19 protein-coding genes are annotated in these 22,155 nt (G+C 58.8%); 15 read left to right on the top strand and 4 right to left on the bottom strand.

Annotated features, from left to right (window positions below; translation table 11 throughout):
• Positions 1-184: 184 nt before the first annotated feature.
• The gene (locus AM218_RS05395; RefSeq protein ID WP_054412561.1) at positions 185-1,636 is read left to right on the top strand and encodes a DNA integrity scanning protein DisA nucleotide-binding domain protein; all 1,452 of its coding nucleotides are present in this window, start codon (positions 185-187) and stop codon (positions 1,634-1,636) included.
• 107 nt (positions 1,637-1,743) lie between these two features.
• On the opposite strand, the gene AM218_RS05390 is transcribed toward AM218_RS05395, so the two are convergent.
• On the bottom strand, positions 1,744-2,733 hold the full coding sequence (locus AM218_RS05390; protein WP_054412558.1) for an aldo/keto reductase: 990 nt from the start codon (positions 2,731-2,733) through the stop codon (positions 1,744-1,746).
• A gap of 160 nt (positions 2,734-2,893) precedes the next feature.
• Here AM218_RS05390 and AM218_RS05385 point away from each other — a divergent pair, with 160 nt between their 5' ends.
• The 5 genes from AM218_RS05385 (at position 2,894) to AM218_RS05365 (ending at position 6,063) form a co-directional block, all read left to right on the top strand.
• Positions 2,894-3,385, top strand: coding sequence for a DUF4112 domain-containing protein (locus AM218_RS05385; protein WP_054412557.1), 492 nt, complete (start codon positions 2,894-2,896; stop codon positions 3,383-3,385).
• 59 nt (positions 3,386-3,444) lie between these two features.
• Positions 3,445-3,897, top strand: coding sequence for a hypothetical protein (locus AM218_RS05380; protein ID WP_157547531.1), 453 nt, complete (start codon positions 3,445-3,447; stop codon positions 3,895-3,897).
• The gene (locus AM218_RS05375; RefSeq protein WP_231717551.1) at positions 3,894-4,580 is read left to right on the top strand and encodes an SCO family protein; all 687 of its coding nucleotides are present in this window, start codon (positions 3,894-3,896) and stop codon (positions 4,578-4,580) included. Before AM218_RS05380 ends, AM218_RS05375 begins: the two co-directional genes overlap by 4 nt.
• Positions 4,580-5,002 (top strand): c-type cytochrome, encoded by a 423-nt coding sequence (locus AM218_RS05370; protein WP_054412554.1) that lies wholly within the window; start codon positions 4,580-4,582, stop codon positions 5,000-5,002. The genes AM218_RS05375 and AM218_RS05370 overlap by 1 nt, the downstream gene beginning before the upstream one ends.
• Positions 5,003-5,097: 95 nt before the next feature.
• Positions 5,098-6,063, top strand: coding sequence for an enhanced serine sensitivity protein SseB C-terminal domain-containing protein (locus tag AM218_RS05365; RefSeq protein ID WP_054412552.1), 966 nt, complete (start codon positions 5,098-5,100; stop codon positions 6,061-6,063).
• 52 nt (positions 6,064-6,115) lie between these two features.
• Here AM218_RS05365 and AM218_RS05360 read toward each other — a convergent pair whose 3' ends face one another.
• The gene (locus tag AM218_RS05360; protein WP_054412550.1) at positions 6,116-6,646 is read right to left on the bottom strand and encodes a DUF2062 domain-containing protein; all 531 of its coding nucleotides are present in this window, start codon (positions 6,644-6,646) and stop codon (positions 6,116-6,118) included.
• 97 nt (positions 6,647-6,743) lie between these two features.
• On the opposite strand from AM218_RS05360, the gene AM218_RS05355 reads away from it, so the two are divergent.
• The 3 genes from AM218_RS05355 to AM218_RS05345 all read left to right on the top strand — a co-directional run bounded on the left by AM218_RS05355 (position 6,744) and on the right by AM218_RS05345 (position 9,795).
• A complete protein-coding gene (locus tag AM218_RS05355) occupies positions 6,744-7,682 on the top strand; it encodes a YihY/virulence factor BrkB family protein (protein WP_054412548.1) in 939 nt (312 codons plus the stop codon).
• Between the two features lie 71 nt (positions 7,683-7,753).
• Positions 7,754-9,142, top strand: coding sequence for a DEAD/DEAH box helicase (locus tag AM218_RS05350; RefSeq protein WP_054412546.1), 1,389 nt, complete (start codon positions 7,754-7,756; stop codon positions 9,140-9,142).
• A 296-nt stretch (positions 9,143-9,438) separates the two neighbouring features.
• Positions 9,439-9,795: a low molecular weight protein tyrosine phosphatase family protein gene (locus AM218_RS05345; RefSeq protein ID WP_054412544.1), complete on the top strand. Its 357-nt coding sequence runs from the start codon at positions 9,439-9,441 to the stop codon at positions 9,793-9,795.
• A 9-nt stretch (positions 9,796-9,804) separates the two neighbouring features.
• On the opposite strand, the gene dinB is transcribed toward AM218_RS05345, so the two are convergent.
• Positions 9,805-10,893: a DNA polymerase IV gene (gene dinB, locus AM218_RS05340; RefSeq protein ID WP_054412542.1), complete on the bottom strand. Its 1,089-nt coding sequence runs from the start codon at positions 10,891-10,893 to the stop codon at positions 9,805-9,807.
• Positions 10,894-10,981: 88 nt separating this feature from the next.
• On the bottom strand, positions 10,982-14,485 hold the full coding sequence (locus AM218_RS05335) for a PAS domain-containing hybrid sensor histidine kinase/response regulator (RefSeq protein ID WP_054412540.1): 3,504 nt from the start codon (positions 14,483-14,485) through the stop codon (positions 10,982-10,984).
• Between the two features lie 573 nt (positions 14,486-15,058).
• Between AM218_RS05335 and AM218_RS05330 the strand changes: the two genes are divergently transcribed.
• The 6 genes from AM218_RS05330 (at position 15,059) to AM218_RS05305 (ending at position 22,127) form a co-directional block, all read left to right on the top strand.
• Positions 15,059-15,631: an RNA polymerase sigma factor gene (locus AM218_RS05330; protein ID WP_316937431.1), complete on the top strand. Its 573-nt coding sequence runs from the start codon at positions 15,059-15,061 to the stop codon at positions 15,629-15,631.
• A 4-nt stretch (positions 15,632-15,635) separates the two neighbouring features.
• Entirely contained in the window at positions 15,636-16,535 is a 900-nt protein-coding gene (locus AM218_RS05325; RefSeq protein WP_197274020.1) for a HEAT repeat domain-containing protein, read from the top strand.
• Positions 16,483-17,349 (top strand): DUF4097 family beta strand repeat-containing protein, encoded by an 867-nt coding sequence (locus tag AM218_RS05320; RefSeq protein WP_054412536.1) that lies wholly within the window; start codon positions 16,483-16,485, stop codon positions 17,347-17,349. Before AM218_RS05325 ends, AM218_RS05320 begins: the two co-directional genes overlap by 53 nt.
• Entirely contained in the window at positions 17,349-18,176 is an 828-nt protein-coding gene (locus tag AM218_RS05315) for a DUF4097 family beta strand repeat-containing protein (RefSeq protein ID WP_054412534.1), read from the top strand. Before AM218_RS05320 ends, AM218_RS05315 begins: the two co-directional genes overlap by 1 nt.
• 351 nt (positions 18,177-18,527) lie before the next feature.
• Positions 18,528-21,056 carry a DUF5916 domain-containing protein gene (locus AM218_RS05310; RefSeq protein ID WP_071843701.1) on the top strand — a complete coding sequence of 843 codons (2,529 nt, stop codon included), beginning with the start codon at positions 18,528-18,530 and terminating at the stop codon, positions 21,054-21,056.
• Positions 21,057-21,191: 135 nt separating this feature from the next.
• Positions 21,192-22,127 (top strand): zinc-dependent peptidase, encoded by a 936-nt coding sequence (locus tag AM218_RS05305; protein WP_054412532.1) that lies wholly within the window; start codon positions 21,192-21,194, stop codon positions 22,125-22,127.
• The last annotated feature ends 28 nt before the right edge of the window (positions 22,128-22,155 follow it).

Raw genomic sequence — 22,155 nt, 5'->3', positions numbered from 1 at the left:
TTGTCTAATTTACCCAAATTGTGCCGGCAATACAAGCACCGCCCGGGTTTTATACGTTGCTAACCTGCGGCGAGTGAAATGGTTGCGGCTAAATGTCTCCGGCCCTCGTTACCTTTCGGGACTTTTGCCGTAGGTATGCGTGCACTATGCCTTATTGCCGCCCGTCGGCCGCTCACCGTTGCCCATGTGGGATTCTCAAAAAAGCCTTTTCCGCGTCTCAGCCCAGCTCTTTGCCGAAGGAATCTTCAATTTGCTTGACCGCAACCTGCGGCCCGAAGTATTTCTGCTGGGTCTGGCCTCGGCTAAAGAAGGTGCTGAGCCCGGGGCGGTAGTAGTAGAGCCTCCCACCCACCGGTACCAACCCGTCCACTTTCAGGGCGTGAAAGAGCGCGCCTCCCTGCTGGAGCCCGAAGGGCCGCGGGAAGTGGTGTATCATCTGCACCCACTGGACCACGACCGTTACGAAAAAAACCGTTGGTATGGGCTCCTGCGCCGCTCGGTAGCCGAAACCGTGGCCGCACTGGAAACGGCCACGGAGGAACCCCGCGTTTCTTTCTGCTCCTTGCCGGTTACGGTAGATGGCTACCTAGTGCTGGTGGTGGTACAAATGAATGCGGAGGCTTTTCGCGGCCATTATGCCCTGCCGGCGGTACCCAGCGGGCGCCCGGGCTCCCTACTCCAGGCCACTGTGCAGGAGTTTCTGATTGACTGCACCCGCGCCCTGCGCGAAACCGACGGCGACGAAGACCGCCCCATTCTCGACCGGGACTACAACGAGCTGCTGCGCGCGGCTGGCCGCCGGTTTATGCTGGGCGTAGCCAATGGCACCCACGGCCTTTACGATGCCTGCAACGGCGTGGCTGCCCTACGCCACGAGGGCGACGAAGGCATCGGCCTGATGGTTATTGCCCGCCGCCACCACTCCGCTATTCAGCCCATCCTCACGCTGGAAGCCCCTATTCCCCTGCGCGACCACCGCTCCGTTCGGAAGCTGCTGGAGCTCAGCGAAGACAAGGCAGCCCTTATCACGGATGCCACCAATCTGTTTGGCCTGGGCCGGGTAGTAGACCCCGACGACCCGCGCCACGAGCCGCTGTTTACGGTGCATTTCACCAAGCACTATAGCTGGGATTTATCTCACAACGGCGAGGTCATGATGCGGGTGGTATCGAACACGCCGCGCCTGCCCCGCTCCCGCGTGGATGAGTACAACTTTGAGCGGGCCATTCACCGCAGCTGGCCCAACCTGCCCCAGGCTGATATTCAGCACCTTTGGTCTCTTACCCTGAGCGCCACCTCCCAGCCCACGGGCACTATTCTCCTGATTTCAGAAGGAGCCAACCACGAAGCGGCACGCCTTTCCAACCAGTGCTACCGCATCACGCCCTGCCGCATTAACCCCAGCGTAATGCGCCTTATCACCAACATTGATGGGGCTGTGCTCATTGATCCGGCCGGGACCTGCTTTGCCATTGGCGCCATTCTGGATGGTCTGGCCACGGCGAAAGGCGACTCCTCCCGCGGCTCGCGCTTTAACTCCGCACTGCGTTACGTGGAAAGCAGCCGCTACCCCTGTTTGGCTATTGTGGTGAGTGAGGATGGCTGGATTGATTTGCTCCCGCCGCTGCAGAAATAAGTCGTCTTTTTAGTTTTCAGATCCATAAAAAAAAGCCTTTCCTGAGTGGAAAGGCTTTTTTGAATTTTGAAGCCAGCAATGCCCTTTTACTGACAACTAGCAACTACCTACCCGTTTACTGATTTCATCATTTCGGCCGGGTAACGGGAGCCGGCGGCAGCACCTTGGGGGGCAATGGCGTTAATAGCCTGTAGGTCTTCGGGGCTAAGTTGAACGTCGAGCGCGCCCACGTTTTCTTCCAAGTATTCCACTCGTTTGGTACCGGGGATGGGCACAATGTCGTTGCCCTGGGCCAGTACCCAGGCCAGCGCCAGCTGACCGGGCGTGCAGCCTTTTTCGGTGGCCATATCTTTGATGCGCGCCACTAAATCCAGGTTGCGCTGGAAGTTCTCGCCCTGAAAGCGGGGCGTGAAGCGGCGGTAGTCGTCGGCGGCTAGGTCATCAAACTTCTGAATCTGGCCGGTAAGGAAGCCCCGGCCCAGCGGCGAGTATGGCACAAACCCAATACCCAGTTCCCGGCAGGTTTGCAGTACACCATCTTCAGGGTCGCGGCTCCAGAGGGAGTACTCGCTTTGCAGCGCCGTTATGGGGTGCACGGCATGGGCGCGGCGCACGGTGTCCGGCGCGGCCTCTGATAAGCCCAGGAAGCGCACTTTGCCTTCTTTCACCAGCTCGGCCATGGCCCCTACGGTTTCCTCAATGGGCGTGCTGGGGTCTACCCGGTGCTGGTAGTACAGGTCGATGTAGTCGGTTTTCAGGCGGCGCAGACTGGCTTCGCAGGCCTGGCGCACGTACTCCGGGCGGCCGTTGATGCCGCGCTTGGATGGCTCGTTCGGGTCGCGCTGAATCCCGAATTTGGTGGCAATAACAACCTCCGCGCGCTGGCCGGCAAAGGCGTGGCCCAGCAGCTCTTCGTTCACGAAGGGGCCGTACATGTCGGCGGTATCAAAAAACGTAATGCCCAGCTCCACGGCGCGGTGCAGCGTGCGGGTGCTTTCGGCATCGTTGCGCTGGCCGTAAAAATCAGACATGCCCATGCAGCCAAGACCGAGGGCAGAAACTTGCAGGCCATTTCGGCCTAAAGTGCGGGTTTGCATAAGTAAGAAGCTAATGTGAGAAGTGAATAAGACAGGATGGATGAAGCCGGCAGCACCGGCATAACCTTATACTATAGGAACGCCGTTGAAGGGCACATGTTCGGCTAAACAGCTGCCTTTGTCCTTTCGCCGCTATTCTCTCACTTACCATCAGTAACCCATGCCCACGCCTCCTTCTTTCTCTAACGATGAGCGCCTGCGGTGGGTAGAGCGGGTAGCCCGCCTGATGGACAGCCAGTTCCGGCTGCCGGGCACCTCTTTCCGCTTCGGGCTAGACCCGCTGCTGGGCCTGATTCCGGTGGTAGGCGACCTGTCTACTTTTGCGGTGTCGGGAGTGCTGCTGCTGACCATGATGCGCCACGGTGCCAGTGGCCAGCTGGTGGTGCGCATGGCCCTGAACATTCTGCTGGATACCATTATCGGCGCCATTCCCATCATTGGTAACCTGTTTGACTTCGCCTATAAAAGCAACGACCGGAACGTGGAGCTGCTGCGCCGCCACTATGCTGAGGGTAAATACACAGGCAGCGGCAAAGGGCTGATTGCGGTGGTCACCATCGTCTTCCTGGCGTTTTTTGCTTTGCTGTTCTGGGGGCTTTGGGCCGGCACCGTCTGGCTGTGGAACTATGCCCACCTGCGCCACGCCTGGTAGCGGCACGAAATACGGTTCCCGGGCACCGCTGGCAAGCAAACGCGCCGTACCTTTGCGGCGTGAAAAGCACTCTTTCCAACTTCCGTCCGGCGGCTCTGCTTTTGCTGCCGCTGCTGGCTTCTTGCTCGCCTTCGGCGGATGCGCCCGCGCAGGAAGCCGCCGCTGAAAAGCGCGTGCTGGCCGTGCATGACTCCCTGATGCTGCGCATGGACCAGCTCTACACCAGCCGCCAGGTGTTGCAAAAAGCAACGGCCCTGGATACTGCCGCGGCCGGCCGCCAGAAAAGAGCCTTGCTGGCGGCGGAAGCTGCCATGATGAACTGGATGCACCAGTACCGCCGCCCCGCCGATTCGGTAGGGCACCTGCGCAAAATGGTCTATTACACGGTTCAGCAACACAGAATTGATTCCGTAGCGCAGCTGATCCGCACCAGCCTCGATTCGGCGCAGGCCCTGCTGCAGCGCCAGGCTTCTCCTTCCGCGTCTTCCTCCCCCACGCCACCTACCCCATGATGCACCGTTCTTTCCGCCGCGCCCTGCGCAGTGGCCTGTTGGCTGTGGCCGGCACCCTGCTGCTGGCTTCCTGCTCCGATAATAAGGCGGATCAGTCCACTACCCTGCCCTACATTGGCGAGCGTGACGTGCGCGCCCGCCCCGATGGCGGCCCCGCCGATACCATTTACGCCACTATTCCTAGCTTCACGCTGACCAACCAGGAAGGCAAAACGGTTACCAATAACAGCTTGGCGGGCAAAGTCTATGTCACGGATTTCTTCTTTGCTACCTGCCCCAGCATCTGCCCCAAAATGCAGAGCGAAATGCTGCGCGTGTATGAGCAGTACAAGAACAACCCGCGCGTGGCCTTCCTGTCCCATACCATCGACCCGGCCCACGACTCCATTCCGGTACTGCGCGACTATGCCGAGCGCCTGGGCGTGACCAACGCCAGCCAGTGGCAGTTTGTAACAGCTCCGCACGACACCATTTTTGCCCTAGCCCGCGCCTACATGACGGGTGCCGAAGCCGATAAAAAGGCGGCCGGTGGCTTTGCCCACAACGGCACGTTTGCCTTGGTAGACGGCCAGCGCCACGTGCGCGGCCTTTACGATGGCATGAACCCCAAGGAAGTAGACCGCCTGCTGAAAGAGCTGCCGCTGCTGCTGGCCGAAGAAGCCGCCAAACAACCGAAACCCTAATGCCGTCCGCTATCCACCTGCTGCGGGGCGCGGCCGTAGCCGCGGCTATCTGGCTGCTGGCGGGCTGCTTTACCAACAAGCAGAATGAGGGTGCCCGCCTGTACCTGGAGCACTGCTCTAACTGCCACGGCGAGCAGGGTGCCGGCCTGCGCCGCCTGATTCCGCCCCTGGCCCGCGCCGATTATTTAACGAAGAACCGGGCGGGCTTGCCCTGTATTCTGCGCAAAGGCCAGAAAGGGGTGGTGGTAGTGAATGCTGTGGAATATAACCAGGTGATGCCGCCGCACGAGGACCTGACGGACTCCCAGATTACCAACATCTTGAACTTCCTGCAGCAGTCCTGGGGCAACAAAGGGGAGCCATATACCATCCGGGAAGTATCGGATCTGCTGGGCGCCTGCCAGGGCAGCGACGGCCGCTAACGGCACTTTTTAACATCATTTTCCCATAGCTTTTGCCGGTAGTTTTCGGCCGGAATGGCTAGCTTGGGACACCTTTTCATTCGCTACGCATTACCATGGGTCTGTTTGACTTCCTGAAATCCAAGAAAGCCGCTGAGTCTACTCCGGCCGCTGCACCTACTCCCAGCACTCCAAACCCCGGCACTTCTGCCCCGGAAGCGGCCGGTCCGCGCTATAAGCGTCCCAACTACACCTCGCCTGCTCCGGTTGAGCTGCCGCTGCCACCCCTCCCCCCGATGAAGCAGCCCATCATGCCTCCCATGCCCACCTTCGAGCCGAACAATGCGCTGGAAGGGGCGCTATTGCAGGCGGCGCAGGACCCAGCCTCCCGGGCCTTGTTCTACCGGGAGCTGTTGCGACAGAATCTGGTGATTCTCCCGGCTTTTGATGAGGAGAATCCCGCCACCGGCCTGGTTGTTCCGGAGCCCGGCATGCAGATACAGCTGCAAGTGCTGAATGATGGCAAGCTGCCGGTATTCAGCTCCCTGGAGCGGGTGTATGAGAATGGCGCCGTGAGCGGCGACGTGGCCTACATGCTGATTTCCGGCCTGGATTACTTCCGCATGGTGCAGGGCGCAGAGTGCGTGCTGAACCCCTTCTCGCCCTTTGGCAAGCTGCTGACCGTACCAGAGCTGGAAGATTTGCTGGCCGGCAACCTCTCGGGCTCCGATGAGGAGCTGGAAGGCTCGTTGGCCGATAAGCGCGTTTCCCTGGACCAGCCCGACGAGCGGCCGGTGGCTTTAATTGAAGCTGTGCGGGTGTTCTGCGCCGCGCGTCCTGCCATTGAGGCCGTATACCTGGCCCAGCTGACGGTGGAAGACAACCCCGGCCCGGCCCGCCTGCTGTTGGGCTTTACCATTGATAACGATGATGCCTCCATGTTCCCGGAAATGGGACCGGTAGTGCAGGGCCATCTGGCGCAGGATCAGACTATCGACCTGATGCTGATAAACCCCTCCGCCGAGGACCCGCTGGCCAACTACTTCCGCGGAACGGAGCCCATTTACCAGCGCGCTTCTTAACCCACATTTAGCCGTCATAAAAAAAGCCTCCGATTTGCAGCGGGGGCTTTTTTTATGCGTTTTGGATGGCCTTTGCTTTCTGCCGGGCGGCCAGGTGCGCAAACATTGGGCGCAGCACTACAAACAACAGCGGCCCCACCACCGCCGAGAGGCCCAGCCAGAGCAGCAGCGCCCCCAGCTCGGCGCGCCACAGCACCTGCAGGCCTCCGGACCAGTCCTCGGCAAAATAGTAGCGCAGCTTTTCCAGAGTAAGCCCGGAGGTTTTACTATTGGATATCAGTCGCTCGCCCCACTGCAGAAGCGGAATCATCAGCAGCAGCTGCAGGGGGCTCAACAGATGGCTTACCAGCAGCATGGCGGCCACATTCAGGCGCAGGCGCACGGCAGCGACCGTGGCCAGCAGCGTGGTAACGCCCAGCAGCGGCACCAGCCCGCAGGCAGTAGCCAGCGCTACCGTAAGGGCCAGCTGCCGGGGCGAGAGGCCCTGCCGCAACAGGTTCAGCAGCGGCTCCAGGGCACGGCGCCGAAACCAGCCGACCGGTGGCGGTGGAGTGACGGGGGAAGAAGGAAGCAGGTCAGACAAAATCAGGGAGGGCTAAGGGTATAGGCGGATGAGGCGCGGCCGTGTATCTTCGCGCTACGCACCCCCGGCCCGCCGCCGACTGACGGTAGCGAAGCCCATGACAAAAGTACGCGAGCCAGGCGAGCCTCACCCCAAAGCCTGGACGGATTTCTTTGTGCTCCTGCACCGCGCCGGCCGGGTGCTGGCCGCCAACGACCCGCTTCGGCTGGGCGCCGCCACGGCCTTCTTCACCACGTTTGCCCTGCCGCCCATTCTCATCATTCTGGTGCAGATTATCGGCTCTTTCTACTCCACCTCTCTGGTGCGCGGGCTGCTGCTGGTGAAACTTTCCCACCTGCTGGGCGCCTCGGCGGCCGAGCTGGTGCAGCAAATTCTGCAGAACGTATCCAACGTAGAGCGCAGCCGGCTGGTCACGTGGCTGGGCTTTGGGTTTCTCCTGTTTATTGCCACTACCCTATTCGTAGTCATTCAGAACTCGCTCAATCAGCTCTGGAACATCCGGCCCCGCCGGGCCACGCACAAGCTGCAGAAGCTGTTGAAAGAGCGCGCCCGCTCCCTGGGCGCCCTGCTGGCCACGGCTCTGCTCTCGGTGCTGGCGTTTGTCTCGGATACGGGCCTGGCGCTGTTTGCGGATTACATCAAGGATTTTGACCCCACCTTCGGCTATTTTGTTATTCAGGTGCTCAATCAGGTGGTTTCTTTGCTGATTCTCACGGCCTGGTTTACCGCCACCTTCCGCAACCTGAGCCTGGCCAAAGTGCCGTGGCGGGCGGTACTGCGCGGCGCCCTTCTCACCGCCGTCCTCATTGACTTAGGCGAGTTTGTGCTGGGCCACCTGCTGGTGCCACGCAACCTGGGCCCTATCTACGGACCGGCGTCCAGCATTGTGCTGGTGCTGCTATTTGTGTTTTACTCGGCCATGATTTTCTACTTTGGGGCGTGCTTTACCAAGGTGTACGCACACTACATTGGGCTCGATATCCGGGCTAAAAAATCGGCGGTGCGCTACCGCCTGCTGGACATTACTGACGAGTAGACGGGCGGCTATAAACGGGAAAAGCAGTGGCTCCGTAAATCTGCCCTACCTTTGCAGCAAATAACCCGTGTATGTCTACTGCTACTTTCGCCGACCTCGGCCTCGCTCCTTCCTTTCTGCAGGCTCTGGAGGAACTGACTTTTACCACCCCTACCCCCGTGCAGGAGCAGGTAATTCCGTTGGCGCTGGCCGGGCAGGACATTGCGGGCCAGGCCCCCACCGGCTCGGGTAAAACCGCCGCCTACGGCCTCTCCATTCTGCAGCAGCTGGATGTAAAGCAGGATGCCGTGCAGGTAATTGTGCTGGTGCCCGCCCGGGAGCTGGCCCTGCAGGTGCGCGACGCCCTCAAGAAGCTGGGCAAATACCTGCCCAACCTGCGCATAGCGGCCTTTTACGGCGGCCACGCCTTCCGCGAAGAAACCCAAAGCCTCAAGCAGGCCCCGCACGTGGTAGTAGCCACCCCGGGCCGCCTGCTCGACCACTTCGAGCGCCGCACCATCATCCCCAACCAGCTGAAAATTCTGGTGCTGGATGAGGCCGACAAGCTCCTGGAGCTGGGCTTTCAGGATGAGCTGGTGGAGATTGTGAAGCGCCTGCCGCGCCGCCGCCAGACCTTGCTGTTCTCCGCTACCATGTCGGACAAAGTGGTGGATCTGATTCGCAAGAACCTGACCCGCCCCCGCGTGATTGACGTGGGCCATGACGATGACCGCCTGCCCGAAAACCTGCACCTGCTGGGCCATGTAGGCACCCTGGAGCAAAAACCCGCCGCGTTGCTGCACCTGCTGCATCAGCCCGAAACCGGCCGCGCCCTCATATTCTGCAATACCCGCGACCGGTGCGTGGAGCTTACCCGCTTTCTGCAGGGCCGCGGCGTAGCCGCCGAAGTACTGCACGGTAAAATGCCCCAGCCTGAGCGCGACAAAGCCCTCCTCAAGCTCCGCAACGGCTCCAGCCAGGTACTGGTAGCCACCGACGTAGCCGCCCGTGGCATCGACGTAACGCTGCTGGACACCGTGATTCAGTATGATGCGCCGGACAAAGCCGATGGTTTCCAGCACCGGGCCGGCCGCACGGCCCGCGCCGGCGCCGAGGGCACGGCCCACATTCTGGCCACGCCCAAAGAGCAGGCCCACGTGCAGAAATGGCCTATTGCCGCCAGCATTAAGTGGGATGTCATCAAAGCACCTAAGCTGCCGCCCGCCTCGCCTAAAGCCCCCAAGCCAACCAACGTAACGCTGCACATCTCCGCCGGCAAAAAGGAGAAGGTAAGCATTCACGATTTGGTGGGCACGTTTATGGCGCACGGCGGTCTGGAGCGCGACGCCGTGGGTCACATTGAAGTATTTGACCACTACAGCTACGTAGCCGTACCGCGCCAGATGGCGGCCGAGGTAGCAGAGCGGGTAACCGGAGCCAAAATCAAAGGCCGGAAAATCCGGGTTTCGGTGGCGGAATAATCAGCAAATAAAATCTACTGACATAACTCTCCTTCGTTTACCTGAAAGATAAGCTGATCAGTAACTCCTGTCATCCTGAGCTTGCGAAGGACCTTTTCACGACTGAACGACTCGCATCATAACGACTCATTCCAGCGGGATAAGGTCCTTCGCAAGCTCAGGATGACAAACGACAAAGAACCGGGTTCCGAAACACCTTCCAAATTATGAGCTGACCGCTACCATACGTACTGTATGGTAGCGGTCAGTTTGATTTATACAAATTCTTCTTCTAAGTAAGGTTATTGGTTTTCAGTATGAATTCTCGTCAGCTACTCTTCATCTGCAGCCAGAACCGCTGGCGCAGCCTTACGGCAGAGCGGCTTTTTGATGGGCATTCGCACTATGAAGCCCGCTCGGCCGGCACCGAGCCGGGTGCCCGGGTGCGGGTAACGGCCGGGCATCTGGGTTGGGCCGATACCGTGTTTGTGATGGAGCGCCGGCACGCCGATATTATACAGCAGAAGTTTGGGGCGGAGTTGGCCGGTAAGAAAATCATTAACCTGCGCATCCCGGACAAATTCCAGTTTCTCTCGCCCATTCTGCAGGAACTGCTGCGTGAGCGGCTGCGGGAACACCTTGGGCCGGACGTTTGGATGCAGGATCAGGCTTAGAGCAACCGGCTACAGGTTGAGGCGGAGCTGCTGCCCGGCCAGGGGCTCCGCTGAGTCCAGGGAAGAAAGTGACACACCCAGCAGCCGCACGCCTTTTGCCAGGGGCAGTATACCCAGGAGCAAATCGTGGCTCACCTGCTGAAACTGGGCTTTTGAAGCGAAGGGCGCCACGACGGTACGGCTGCGGGTAATGACCTGAAAGTCGTCGTACTTGATTTTCACCGTTGCGGTGCGGCCCCGCACGCCCATTCTTTCGGTGGTTTCCCAAACGTCAGTCAGCTCCGGGTCGAGGCCGGCGAGCAGTTCTTCTACTGTGGTGAGGTCCTGGCTAAAGGTGTTTTCAGAGCCGATGGACTTGCGGACTTGGTCGGCTTCTACCGGGCGGTGGTCCTCGGCGCGGGCCAGGCCATAGTAGTAGCCGCCGGACTTGCCGAAGTGCTGGCGCAGGAAAGCTTCCGACTGCTGGCGGAGGTCCAGGCCAGTGAATATACCCAGCTGGTTCATGCGGGCGGCCGTTACCGGGCCAATGCCGTGGAACTGCCCCACGGAAAGCACCTCCACAAACGCCGGCCCTTGGTGCGGGCGTATCACGAAGAGACCATCGGGCTTGCGGTAGTCGGAGGCTAGCTTGGCCAGCAGCTTGTTGTAGGACACGCCGGCCGAGGCCGTCAGCTGCGTTTCGGCCCGGATGCGCGCCCGGATTTGCTGAGCCAGCTCCGTGGCGGTGGTATGCTGGTCCTGCAGCGTATGCGTTACGTCCAGGTAAGCTTCATCGAGAGAAAGCGGCTCAATGAGAAGCGTGTAGTCTTCCATAATGGCCCGCACCTGCCTGGAAACGGCTTTGTATACATCAAAGCGGGGCTTTACGAAGATCAGCTCGGGGCATTTGCGCTGGGCAATGGTGGAGGGCATGGCGGAGCGCACTCCAAACTGCCGGGCTTCGTAGCTGGCGGCGGCCACTACGCCACGCTGGCGCGGGCTGCCCACCGCCACGGGTTTGCCGCGCAGCTCCGGGTTGTCGCGCTGCTCCACCGACGCGTAGAAGGCATCCATGTCCAGATGGATGATTTTGCGTGTATCAGAGTGCCCAGCTGCCATAGTACGGAAGAGCCACGAAGATACGGCGGCACGGGCAGGAATCCGCCGCGGTTGGGCGGCGCTGCGGCGGCTTTTCAGCCTGCTTTTGCTAGGCCTCTTTCTGCCGCTCCCGTAGCTCTTGGCTCATCTGGTCTATTAATTCCTGCAGCAGCGCCATGGTTTTATCAATCAGGGGCTCCAGAATTTCCGGCTTAAAGTCGCCGGACCATTTATCCAGCTGCAGCACCAGCGGTAGAATGCGGTGCACCTGCACGTGCTCCAGACTGGGCTTGAGTTTGTGCGCGGAGGCGCGCAGCACCTGCACATCCTGCTGCTGGCGGGCGGTGGTGAGCTCCTCTATGGCCTCCTGCGCGCTTTCAATAAACGACTCCAGCATCAGCAGCACAAAGCTTTGGTCGCCCTGCCCTATTTTCTGAATGATTTCCAGGTTGTAGAAAGCCGGTTCTTCCGGCCGACTCAAAGCGGCTGAATCGGCCTGTTCCTGATCCTTGTTACTGGTGAGCCAGGCACCAATGATTTTGAACAGCTCTTCTTCCTGGAAGGGCTTGGTGAGGTAGTCGTTCATGCCCGCCTGCAGGCACTTTTCCCGCTCGCCCTTAATGGCATTGGCCGTGAGGGCAATAACGGGGGTGGTGAGGGCCAGTTGCTGGCGCAGAAAGTGGGTGGCCTCCAGCCCGTTCATTACGGGCATCTGCACATCCATCAGAATTACATCAAATACGTGTTGCCGGGCCAGCTCTACGGCAATGGCCCCGTTTTCTGCCTCCGTAATCTGCATGCCGGCATTGTTGAGGAAGCCTTTGGCAATCTGGCGGTTAAAGGCATTGTCTTCTACCAGCAGAATGTGCTTGCCGCGCAGAATTTCCCGGCTTTCGGGGGTGGCTTCTATCTTTTCCGGCAGATCCAGGGGCGTACCCACCGGCAGCACCAGCATGAACTGGCTGCGGGTGCCATGGTATTTCTGGCTTTCTATCTGAATCTCGCCACCCATCAGCCGTACCAGGCTGCGACTGATGCTAAGGCCCAGGCCCGTACCGCCAAACTTACGGGTAACTGAGGTATCTTCCTGGCTGAACTCCTTGAAAATATCGGCCAGATACTCCGGATCGATGCCGATGCCGGTATCAGAAACGGTGAACTGAATTTCTACCTGGCCCGGGTGCTGCGCCAGCAGCTCACAGGTAATGGCTACCTGCCCTTTTTCCGTGAACTTGATGGCATTGCCGGCCAGATTCAGCAGCACCTGGGTGAGGCGGTATGGGTCGCCGAGCAGTACTTCCGGCAGGCGCGCATCCACGGAGGTGAGGAACAGCAGGCCTTTTTCTTCGGCCTTAAAATGCAGGCTTTTCTGAATCTGGCGCAGCAGGTGGTCCATCGTAAACCCAATGCTTTCAATGGACAGCTGGCTGGCGCCTATTTTAGACAGGTCCAGAATATCATTGATAATCACGAGCAGATTTTCGCCGGAGGAGGCAATGGCCCGCAGGTAATTATGCTGCTCGTTGTTGAGCGGGGTTTTGGCCAGCAGCTGGCCCATGCCCAGAATGGCATTGAGCGGCGTGCGGATTTCGTGGCTCATGTTAGCCAGAAACAGCTCTTTGGAGCGCGTAGACTCCTCGGCAAACTCCTTGGCAGCGCGCAGATTATGCTCCAGCTGCTTCTGGTGGGTGATATCCAGGGTAATGCTGATGGAGCCGTACACCTGCTTCTGGTCGTTGTAAATGGGCCCGGCGGTAATCAGCAGCCATTTTTCTTCCCCGGTTTTGCTGATGATGGCCAGCTCATAGGTATCAGAAACGCCCTGCAGGCGGCTGTTGTTCTTGGCATCCAGGAACGCCACGTCGTCGGCGTGCAGAATCTGATTAACGGCTTCCTGATACAGGAATTCTTCCCGCTGAAAGCCGGTGATTTCGCAGAATGCCTGGTTTACGTAGGTTACTTTGGAGTTCAGGTCCAGCTCTACCAGGCCCAGGTTCATGCTTTCAATAATGGTGCGGTACTTTTCTTCCCGCCGCTTCAGGGCATCTTCATTGTTTTTACGCTCCGTGATGTCCTCGAACTTGCACAGGCTGCCGATGTATTGCTCATCTACCTGAATCGGGACAAAATCACACTGAAGCGTGCGGCCGTTTTTCAGCTTAAAGATTTCGCCGGTTCTTAGCTGGGGGTTATCTCTCAGGGCAACGTAATGCCGGGCAAATTGCGCTTCGTCCTTGAACTGATTACTTACCTGCTGATTAAAAATCAGCGTGTTCATGCCAATCAGCTCTTCCGGGGCATTCGGCAAATTGAAAATCCGACAGATAGCCTCGTTGGCCAGCACCACCTGGTTGTTTTCATCTTCCAGCAGAATACCTTCCTGGAAGTTGGAAATGGTGGTATACAGGCGAAGTGTGGTAGCCTCAATGGCCAGGTTGGCTTTTTTGATTTCGGATATATCGGTGTGCACCCCGGTCATAATCAGGGGGCGGCCCTGCTCATCGTATTTCGTTATCAGCCCCCGGGTGAGCACCCATTTGTACTCGCCGCTTTTGCACAGTAAGCGCCGCTCTACGGAGTACATGGGCACCTGTCCGCTCAGGTAGGCATCGGAAGCCTGTATGCTCAGGGCCTGGTCTTCCGGGTGCACGTGGTGGATCCAGCTTTGCTGCTGACTCTCAAACTCTTCCTGCGTGTAACCCAGCATCCGGATGTAGGCTTTGGAGAAGTACTCCTGCCCGTTCTGGTAGTTAAACTCCCAGGCGCCGTCGCCGAACCGCTCCATAGCCAGCTGCCAGCGCTGTTCATTTTCGCGCACGGTTTCTTCGGCCTGTTTCAGGGCCGTGACATCTAACAGGATGCCACTGAACACACTCCCCTGCGCATCGGTGCTGGAGTACAGGGAGTTGGCGCGGCACCAGCGCAGGGGCTGGCCCGGCACTACCAGGCGGCCTTCAAAAGCCCAGGTATTTCCATCCTTGCGGGCCAGCTCCATGGCGGCCTCCCACTGCGGCCTATCCTCCGGATGGATGATTTCACGCAGGTGCGTGAGCTGCTCCGGCAGGATGCCGAACATCTCGCGCAGCCGGGGGCTGATGTAGGAAAAGCCCGCGGAGCCGTCGTGGTTTTCCCGCCACTGAAACAGTACACCGGGCACCTGCTCCACCAGAAACCGAAACCGCTCTTCGCTTTCGGCCAAAGAGCGCTGGGTGGCTTTCCGCTCGGCTATGTTTTCCAGCAGGCAGGCAAACCGGGGCGCCCCATCGGGGCCAAGGCCCATGGGCTGCACTTTTACCTGCACCCAGCCCATAGAGCCATCCTTATGCGGGGCCAGCACTTCATACCGAAAGGAGGTACCGGCTGCTAACCGCGCCTGCATGTAGTACTCCGGACTTTCGTCGCTGGCCAAATCACTCAGAATCATCCAGACGGGCTGGCCGGCTACTTCGCTATCCTCATACCCAAAAAGAGCCGTGAACCCCTGGTTTACCCACGTGATGTACCCCTGCTTGTCCAGCAGCACAACGGCATCAAATACCTCCTGCACCAGCAGTAACTCCTGTTCCCGCGGGTTAAAATAATAGGAGGAAGCAAGGTCTTTCTCGGTAGTCATTACGCTAATCTAATAGTAGGCTTCCGGCAGGAAGCTCCGGACGGGAGCTGGGTAATTCTGCCCCTGGCGCCAGGTATGGCTGAGGCTGCACATAACCTCAGCCATACCTGGCAATTTGGCTGCAAGTAGCTCATAAATAGCTTCTCGCAGCTATATTATCCTAGATAGTATTTTGCCGCTACAAAAACCAACTGCCTACCGGGGTTCCTGGTACCGGCCCATGCCGCTGCCGGCTGCTTTTGGCCCGCCGCTAGCTACCCTTTATCCCCAGGTTGGTAGTAGTCCCGCCGCCTATCCTCCTTCAGCAAGCGCGGGTTCTTCCCTAATTCCTCCCCTCCGGCGCGCCTCCGAAGCTGGTATCCGCTGACCCTAAGCCTGATAAAAACCCCGGCACAAGAAAAGGTCTTAGTGGAGACTGAATGGAAGTGCTGCTACACTTTATAAGCTACCTACCAATTCAGGGCATGATCAGGGCTACTGAAGGAATTTTAAAAAAATTTGAAATAAGCTGTAACCTTCCCCAAAAGCCGAAGTTTCCACGCTCGAATACGCCAACCACTTATCGACTTCCACTTGAACTCGCTCACGGACAATTCGCTCATGCTGCAAGTGAAGGCCGGCCAGGTCGATAAGATGGGCTTGCTCTTTGAGCGCTACCATCGGCCGTTGTTGGCGTTTTTCTACCACTCTAACGGTAATGCCACGGCCAGCGAAGACCTGGTGCAAAACGTATTTTACCGCATGCTGAAATACCGCCACACCTTCACCGGGGAGGGCGAGTTTCGAACCTGGATGTACCACCTCGCGCGCAACGTGCTAGCCGATGCCGCGAAGAAAAACAAACCCTCGGCCCATCACCAGGACATAGCAGACTGGGCCGAAAAAATTGCAGGCGGGACGACGGCCGACGCCAGTCTGCAGCAGGCACAGGAGGTAGCGCAACTGCACCGGGCTATGGCCCGCCTCAGTGCCGAACAGCGGGAAATACTCGTCATGAGTCGTTTCCAGGAGCTGAAATACGAGCAGATAGCGCAGCTGCTTGATACTACGGTAGGAGCCGTGAAGGTGCGCGCGCACCGGGCCCTCTGCCAATTGAAGGACATTTATTTGCTAATGGAAAATGGAAGCCAAGTTCGGAAACTGTGAGGGAGTGCAAGAAGGGCTGATGGACTTGCTGGCCAACGAATTGTCGGCGCAGGAACAACAGGCAATGCACGCCCATCTGGCGAACTGCCCGGCCTGCCAGCATGAATTGCAGGCCGTTCAAAAGCTCTGGCACACTATGGGAAACCTGCCCGTGCCGGAGCCCAGTGAGCAGCTGCGCCCCCGCTTCTACAGCATGCTGGCGGAGTTTCAGGCCGATGAGCAGCGCAAGCAGCGCTGGTCGTTGGCGGGCATGCTCCAACAACTGCAGGATTGGTGGCAGCCGGAATATGCTACCCGCCTGGCTTACAGCCTTGTGTTGCTGGTAGTGGGCCTGGCGGCCGGCTACCTGCTGCGAGGCCGGGAAACGGCTGCTCCGGCCAATGCCGAACAGCCCATGGCGGTAGTGGAAGCCCCGGACGGAAATGTGCAGCAGGCGCAAATGCTCACGCTGCTGGCTAACCCCTCGGCGGTGCAGCGGCTGCGCGCCGTGAGCTACGCCGAGGAGCTGGCCCCCAGCAACGACCGGGTGGTGGCGGCCCTGCTCAGCACGCTTAACCAGGACCCGAACGTGAATGTGCGGCTGGCGTCGCTGGAAGTACTGGCGGGCCTTTCCCAGGACCCCACGGTGCGCCAGGGCCTGGTACGCTCCTTGGCCCAGCAAGAATCCCCGCTTGTGCAGTCGGCAATGGCCGATGTGATGGTGCAGCTGCAGGAGCGCCGCTCGGTGCGCCCCCTGCGGAAACTACTGCAGCAGGAAAACCTGAACGAGCAGGTAAAAACCAAAATCGAGCAAAGCATTCAGTCTTTGTCTACAGAACGGTCTGCGGACCACTCAACCCCTTCAACCTACGATGAAACCCTTAACCATACTCGGACTGATCTGGACACTTCTGTGGCTGCCTAGCTGCTCTCTGCAGGCCCAGGACCGCGAATCCACAGAGAAAATTAACCGGGAGTTTGCCCTCACCGGGGCCGCCGGAAGTAGCACCCTGGCCGTGTACAACATCTTCGGCTCGGTTACGGTGCAGGGCTATAGCGGCAATAAAGTGGTGGTAGAAGCTACCAGGACTATTAAAGCCGACAACGCCACCCAACTAGAGCAGGGTAAAAAGGAAGCCCAGATGGGCTTTGAGCAGCGCGGTGACAGTGTAATTGTATTCCTGCAGGGCCCCCAGGACTCCCGGCCCCGCCGGAACCGAAACTGGAACAACCACGACATTGACTACGAATATTCCTTCGATATCAGGGTGAAAGTGCCCCGGGATATGAAAGTAAATGCCTCTACGGTAAACGGTGGCGAGATGCAGGTACAGGATGTGACGGGGCTGGTTCAGGCCCGCAACGTCAACGGCCCCGTCATTATCCGAAATGTCAGGGAGGCTACTGTGGCCAAAACAGTGAATGGTAAAATAGAAGTCTCTCTCACCACGGCACCCACGCAGGCAGCCTCCTACCAAACCATCAACGGCGACATTGCGGTGACCTATCCGGCCAACGCCTCCGCGGACCTGCACTTCAAAAGCTTGCACGGCGAGATGTACACTGATTTTCCGCAGACAGAAGTATTGCCGGCCCGCGTAACGCAGAATCAGCAGCGCGAAGGTGCCGGCACCAAGTATAAACTCAACAAAGAGACGGCCGTGCGCCTGGGCAAAGGCGGCCCCGATATCCGCCTGGAAACCCTGAACGGCGACGTCACCATCAAAAAGCAAAACTGATGAACAAGATAGTATTTCGTGCCCTCCTGGCTTTTCTGGTACTTACCTGGGCCCAGCCACTGCTGGCGCAGCAGGCTACCAAAGACCAGATGGTGGTAGCGCTTAGCTCCCCCGGCAAGCCCGGCACCCTGCACCTTAAGCTGGTGGGAGGCGGTATTCGGGTTATTGGTACGTCGGATAAAAACGTCGTGATTGAAACCTCTACCCGGGGCGGGCGGCGCGAGTCCGGCTCCTCGGAAGCGCCCGCCGGCATGCGCCGCATTTCACAGGCCGATAATATGGACGTGACAGCGCAGGAGCGCGCCAACCACGTGTATATCAAAACGCAGTCCTGGCAGCATCCGGTTGATTTCGTTATCCGCGTACCCCGGCAGTTTTCCCTGCAGATTTCTACTGTGCAGGATGGCGACGTGGTAGTAGAAAACGTGGCCGGTGAGTTGGAGGTAGCCAACGTGAATGGCTCTATCCGGCTGAAAGATGTGGCGGGCTCCGCGGTGCTGAACACCGTGAACGGGGAAATAATAGCCGATTTCAACAGCGTAACGGCGGGGGCGCCCATGGCCTTCTCCACCGTGAACGGCAAGCTGGACATCACCCTACCGGCCAAAGCCAAGGCTTCTCTGAAGCTGAAGTCGGATATGGGTGAAATCTACAGCGACTTCGACATGACCACCGACGACAGCGCCCCCAAAGTGACGCGCACCGCCAAGAATGGCACCTACCGCGTGAACACCGACAACTGGACGTACGGCAAGATTAACGGCGGCGGCGCCGAGTTTATGATGAAGAGCTTAAACGGCGACATTTATATCCGCCGGTCCAAGTAAAGCACTAACTTATACGCATATCAGTTAGGTAATTCCCAGTCCCGGCCTCTCTGTTGATACTGCATTATCAGGAGTAAGCTGTGGTGAGTGACTCCGTAACGAGGGAGTTTGCCGGGACTGGGCACTTTATTTCCGGGGCGCCCAGCGTCCCTTCCGCGGGAATCTGCCTTCCGGCAGCATTCCATCCGGCGTCGGCAGCAAGCCCTCTCCTCCTACCGTTCCTTTCGCCGACAGCTTTTCCCAGCGCAGCTTTTTGTTGCTGCCTGCCACGGCTTTGTCCGGTTTGCGGCCCTGTTTTGGGCTGCACCTCCTCGCCCTACTTTCAGTTCCTACCTCCTGAAAACCAGCATCATGTTTCGTATTTCTATTCTTTTTCTGGGCCTCCTGTTTCTGGGCATAAAGGCCCTGGCCCAGGTAGCGCCCGCCCCGGCAGCAGCGGCGCCCAAAAAGCAGCTGCAGGCCCTGCGCATTAGTGGGGGTATTAAGCTGGATGGGCTGCTGGATGAAGCTGTTTGGCAGCAGGCGCCCATTGCTACCGATTTTATTCAGCAGCGGCCCAACCCCGGCGTGCCCGAGAAGCACCGTACCGAGGTGCGCGTGCTCTACGACGACGCCAACCTCTACATCGGGGCCATTATGCACGACTCCTCCCCCGACTCCATTATGCGGGAGATGACCCAGCGGGACCAGTTTGGCAACTCCGACTTGTTTTCCGTGTTTCTGGATACCTACCACGACCAGCTGAACGGCTACAACTTCACGGTAACCACCTCGGGCGTGCAGTTGGATGGGCGCTACTCCCCGGCCGGGGGCGAAGACTTTAACTGGAACGCCGTGTGGGATGCCCGCACCACCCAGCACGGCACCGACTGGGTGGCCGAAATGCGCATTCCGTACTCCGCCATTCGCTTCAGCAAACTACCCGAGCAGCTTTGGGGCCTCAACTTTGCCCGCCAGCGCAAGCGCGACAACCAGCAGTTTTTCTGGAACGAGGTGAAGCCCACTGTGAATGGCTTTGTAAACCAGTGGGGCGAGCTGCGCGGCGTGCGGGACATCAAACCACCATTGCGCCTCTCCGTCACGCCTTACATTTCCGGGTACGTGAACCATAACCCGCTGAATGAGGAAGGCACCAAGCGCACTACCACCTCCTTTAATGGCGGCGCTGACGTGAAATGGGGTATCAATGAAAGCTTTACGCTGGATGCCACCCTAGTGCCCGACTTTGGACAGGTACAGAGCGACAACCAAGTTCTGAACCTCTCGCCTTTTGAGGTGCAGTTCAACGAAAACCGCCAGTTCTTTACCGAAGGCACGGAGCTCTTCAACAAAGGCAACCTGTTCTACTCCCGCCGTGTGGGCGCCACGCCCATCGGGTTTTATGGGGTACGCAGGGGTGCCAATGAGAAGATATTGCGCAACCCGGCCGAAACCCGCCTGCTGAACGCCACCAAGATTTCGGGGCGCACCAAAAAAGGGCTTGGCGTGGGGTTGTTCAATGCGCTTTCCAATGATGTGTACGCCACTGTGCGCAACACCGAAACCGGCGAGGAGCGGGAGGTACTCACGCAGCCCTTCAGCAATTACAACATTGCCGTGCTGGATCAGTCCCTGAAAAACAACTCCTACGTGTCGCTCATCAACACCAACGTCACACGCTGGGGCAGTACCTACGATGCCAACGTGACGGGCGGCCTGTTTCGCTTCAATAACAAGAAGAATTCCTACGCCCTGGATGGCAGCATGGTGTATTCGCGGCGGCGCGGCACGCAGTTCGGCACCGATAAGCCAATTGACGACCAGGATGGCTATAAATACTCCCTGGGCGTGGGCAAAATCAGCGGCAACCTGACCTGGGACATAAACCACAGCATAGAGTCCGATAAGTACAACCCCAACGATTTGGGCCTGCTGTTTTCCAACAACAGCATTTCCCAGTCGTTTAGCGTGGCCTACCGCAAGTACCAGCCGTTCTGGAAGGTGAACAACATGGCATTTTTCGGGCAGGTGGGCCACGAGCTGCTCTACAAGCCTACCCGCTACCAGAGCCTGTATTTCTACAACGGCTTCAACACCACCTTCACCAAGAGCTTTCTGCAGGTGGGCTACGACTTTGTGCTGAGCCCTGTTTCGCACGACTACTTTGAGCCCCGCACCTACCCGCTGGGCGACTACTTTGTGCGGGTGCCCGGCAATGCCGACTTCGTGGCTTTCTTTAACTCCGATACGCGCAAGCGGTTTGCACTGGGTATGAATGCCGGCCTGCAGCGCTTCGGCCTGGATGAGCGGCTGCCGCGCGAGCGACGCCTGAAATACAGCCTGGGCGCCTACCCCCGCTACCGGATAAACAACCACCTCACCTTCAGCTATAGCTTGGACTGGAGCCTGCACCGCAACCAGATTGGCTTTGTAAACGGCGGCCTTAGCCAGCAGGAAGCTCTGGACCTACCCTTCACCGGTCAGATTATGCTGGGCCGCCGCCATGTGGCCACGGTTTCCAACGTAGTATCGGCGGCCTATACCTTCACCAACCGTATGTCGTTCACGCTGCGCACGCGGCACTACACCAGCAACGTGCGCTACGCCGACTTTGCCGTGCTGGGCCCAGATGGCGAGGAACGGCAGGCCGACTACCGCCGCAACCGCGACAATACCTACAATGCTTTCAATGTGGATGCAGTGTACTCCTGGTGGTTTGCGCCGGGCTCACAGGTAAGCATAGTCTGGAAAAACGCTGGCTATACCTTCCTGAATGCCGAAAAAGCCACGCCCCAGTACTTCGATAACTTCAATAACACCATCAATACGCCGCACAATAACTCGCTGTCCGTGAAGGTGCTGTACTACCTTGATTATCTGATGGTGAGAAGGCCTAAATAGCTGCGGGTAGTAAAAAGGCCCATTTCCAAACAAAGCCCTAAACCCAGAGGTCAGTAATAAGGCCTCTGGGTTTTTGGTGTTCCGGTCCCTCAAAAGCCATACAACCTTCCCCGGAAGCCCCCGTTTACTTGGCCCATGCAGTATTTCATTTTTGCGGCGCTGGTGGCCGTTCTGGTGTTTTTCTTTTACCGCTACGCCACGCGCGACGCCCGCCTGCGCCGGCAGGCCCTGGCCGCCGACTTCCCCGAAACCTGGCGGCAGATTCTGGCCGAACGGGTGGCGTTTTATTTGTCGCTTTCCGAGGTTGATAAGTCTCGTTTCGAAAAACGAATCCAGGTTTTCCTGGCCCAGACCCGCATCACCGGTATTCAGACTGAAATTGACGATGTAACGCGGGTGCTGGTGGCGGCCTCGGCCATTATTCCTGTGTTTGGCTTTCCCGATTGGGAGTATGGCAACCTGAGCGAGGTGCTGGTGGTGCCGGATGCCTGGAAGGAAAAACAGGACCCCCACAAGGAGCGAGCCCCGCTGGCCGGCACGCTGCTGGGCTCGGTGCGCAACTTCCAGTCCTCCCACTATATGCACCTGTCCAAAGCCTCCCTGGAGCAGGGTTTCAAGGATTCCCTCGACCGGCAGAACGTGGGCATTCACGAGTTTGCGCACTTGCTGGATGAGGCCGATGGCGTCATTGACGGGGTGCCGGCTCTTACGTTTCCGGCCGCCCTGCGCCCCGAGTGGGAAGCCGTGATGCAGCGCGAAATAGCCGCCATCCGGGCCGGGCGCTCCGAAATAAACGACTACGCGGGCACCAATGAGGCGGAGTTTTTTGCCGTGGTAACGGAGTATTTCTTTGAGAAGCCCGAGAAGCTGCAGACCGAGCACCCCGAGCTATATGGGCTGCTGCTGATGGCCTTCCGTCAGAACCCGCGCAGCCGCTTCGGGCAGTGGGCCACCGACCCGCGCCTGTGGCTAAAGGCACTGCGCAGTCGCCGCAAGTTCGGCCGCAACGACCCCTGCCCCTGCGGCAGTGGCATGAAGTACAAAGAGTGTCATTTGCTGCAGGAAGCCTGAGCTGCCATGGATGCGGCCCGATTTGCCT

This window comes from Hymenobacter sp. DG25A, assembly GCF_001280305.1.
Taxonomy (GTDB): domain Bacteria; phylum Bacteroidota; class Bacteroidia; order Cytophagales; family Hymenobacteraceae; genus Hymenobacter.
The sequence above is the reverse complement of the archived record's forward strand: the minus strand, read 5'-3'. Positions and strand labels throughout refer to the sequence as shown.

What these genes read in the sequence shown, in the direction of transcription:
- AM218_RS05310 (WP_071843701.1), top strand. Translation starts at nt 18,528, where the DNA reads ATGTTTCGTATTTCTATTCTTTTTCTGGGCCTCCTGTTTCTGGGCATA.
- AM218_RS05345 (WP_054412544.1), top strand. Translation starts at nt 9,439, where the DNA reads ATGAATTCTCGTCAGCTACTCTTCATCTGCAGCCAGAACCGCTGGCGC.
- AM218_RS05315 (WP_054412534.1), top strand. Translation starts at nt 17,349, where the DNA reads ATGAACAAGATAGTATTTCGTGCCCTCCTGGCTTTTCTGGTACTTACC.
- AM218_RS05375 (WP_231717551.1), top strand. Translation starts at nt 3,894, where the DNA reads ATGATGCACCGTTCTTTCCGCCGCGCCCTGCGCAGTGGCCTGTTGGCT.
- AM218_RS05390 (WP_054412558.1), bottom strand. Translation starts at nt 2,733, where the DNA reads ATGCAAACCCGCACTTTAGGCCGAAATGGCCTGCAAGTTTCTGCCCTC.
- AM218_RS05305 (WP_054412532.1), top strand. Translation starts at nt 21,192, where the DNA reads ATGCAGTATTTCATTTTTGCGGCGCTGGTGGCCGTTCTGGTGTTTTTC.
- dinB (WP_054412542.1), bottom strand. Translation starts at nt 10,893, where the DNA reads ATGGCAGCTGGGCACTCTGATACACGCAAAATCATCCATCTGGACATG.
- AM218_RS05395 (WP_054412561.1), top strand. Translation starts at nt 185, where the DNA reads ATGTGGGATTCTCAAAAAAGCCTTTTCCGCGTCTCAGCCCAGCTCTTT.
- AM218_RS05370 (WP_054412554.1), top strand. Translation starts at nt 4,580, where the DNA reads ATGCCGTCCGCTATCCACCTGCTGCGGGGCGCGGCCGTAGCCGCGGCT.
- AM218_RS05365 (WP_054412552.1), top strand. Translation starts at nt 5,098, where the DNA reads ATGGGTCTGTTTGACTTCCTGAAATCCAAGAAAGCCGCTGAGTCTACT.
- AM218_RS05385 (WP_054412557.1), top strand. Translation starts at nt 2,894, where the DNA reads ATGCCCACGCCTCCTTCTTTCTCTAACGATGAGCGCCTGCGGTGGGTA.
- AM218_RS05350 (WP_054412546.1), top strand. Translation starts at nt 7,754, where the DNA reads ATGTCTACTGCTACTTTCGCCGACCTCGGCCTCGCTCCTTCCTTTCTG.
- AM218_RS05320 (WP_054412536.1), top strand. Translation starts at nt 16,483, where the DNA reads ATGAAACCCTTAACCATACTCGGACTGATCTGGACACTTCTGTGGCTG.
- AM218_RS05335 (WP_054412540.1), bottom strand. Translation starts at nt 14,485, where the DNA reads ATGACTACCGAGAAAGACCTTGCTTCCTCCTATTATTTTAACCCGCGG.
- AM218_RS05355 (WP_054412548.1), top strand. Translation starts at nt 6,744, where the DNA reads ATGACAAAAGTACGCGAGCCAGGCGAGCCTCACCCCAAAGCCTGGACG.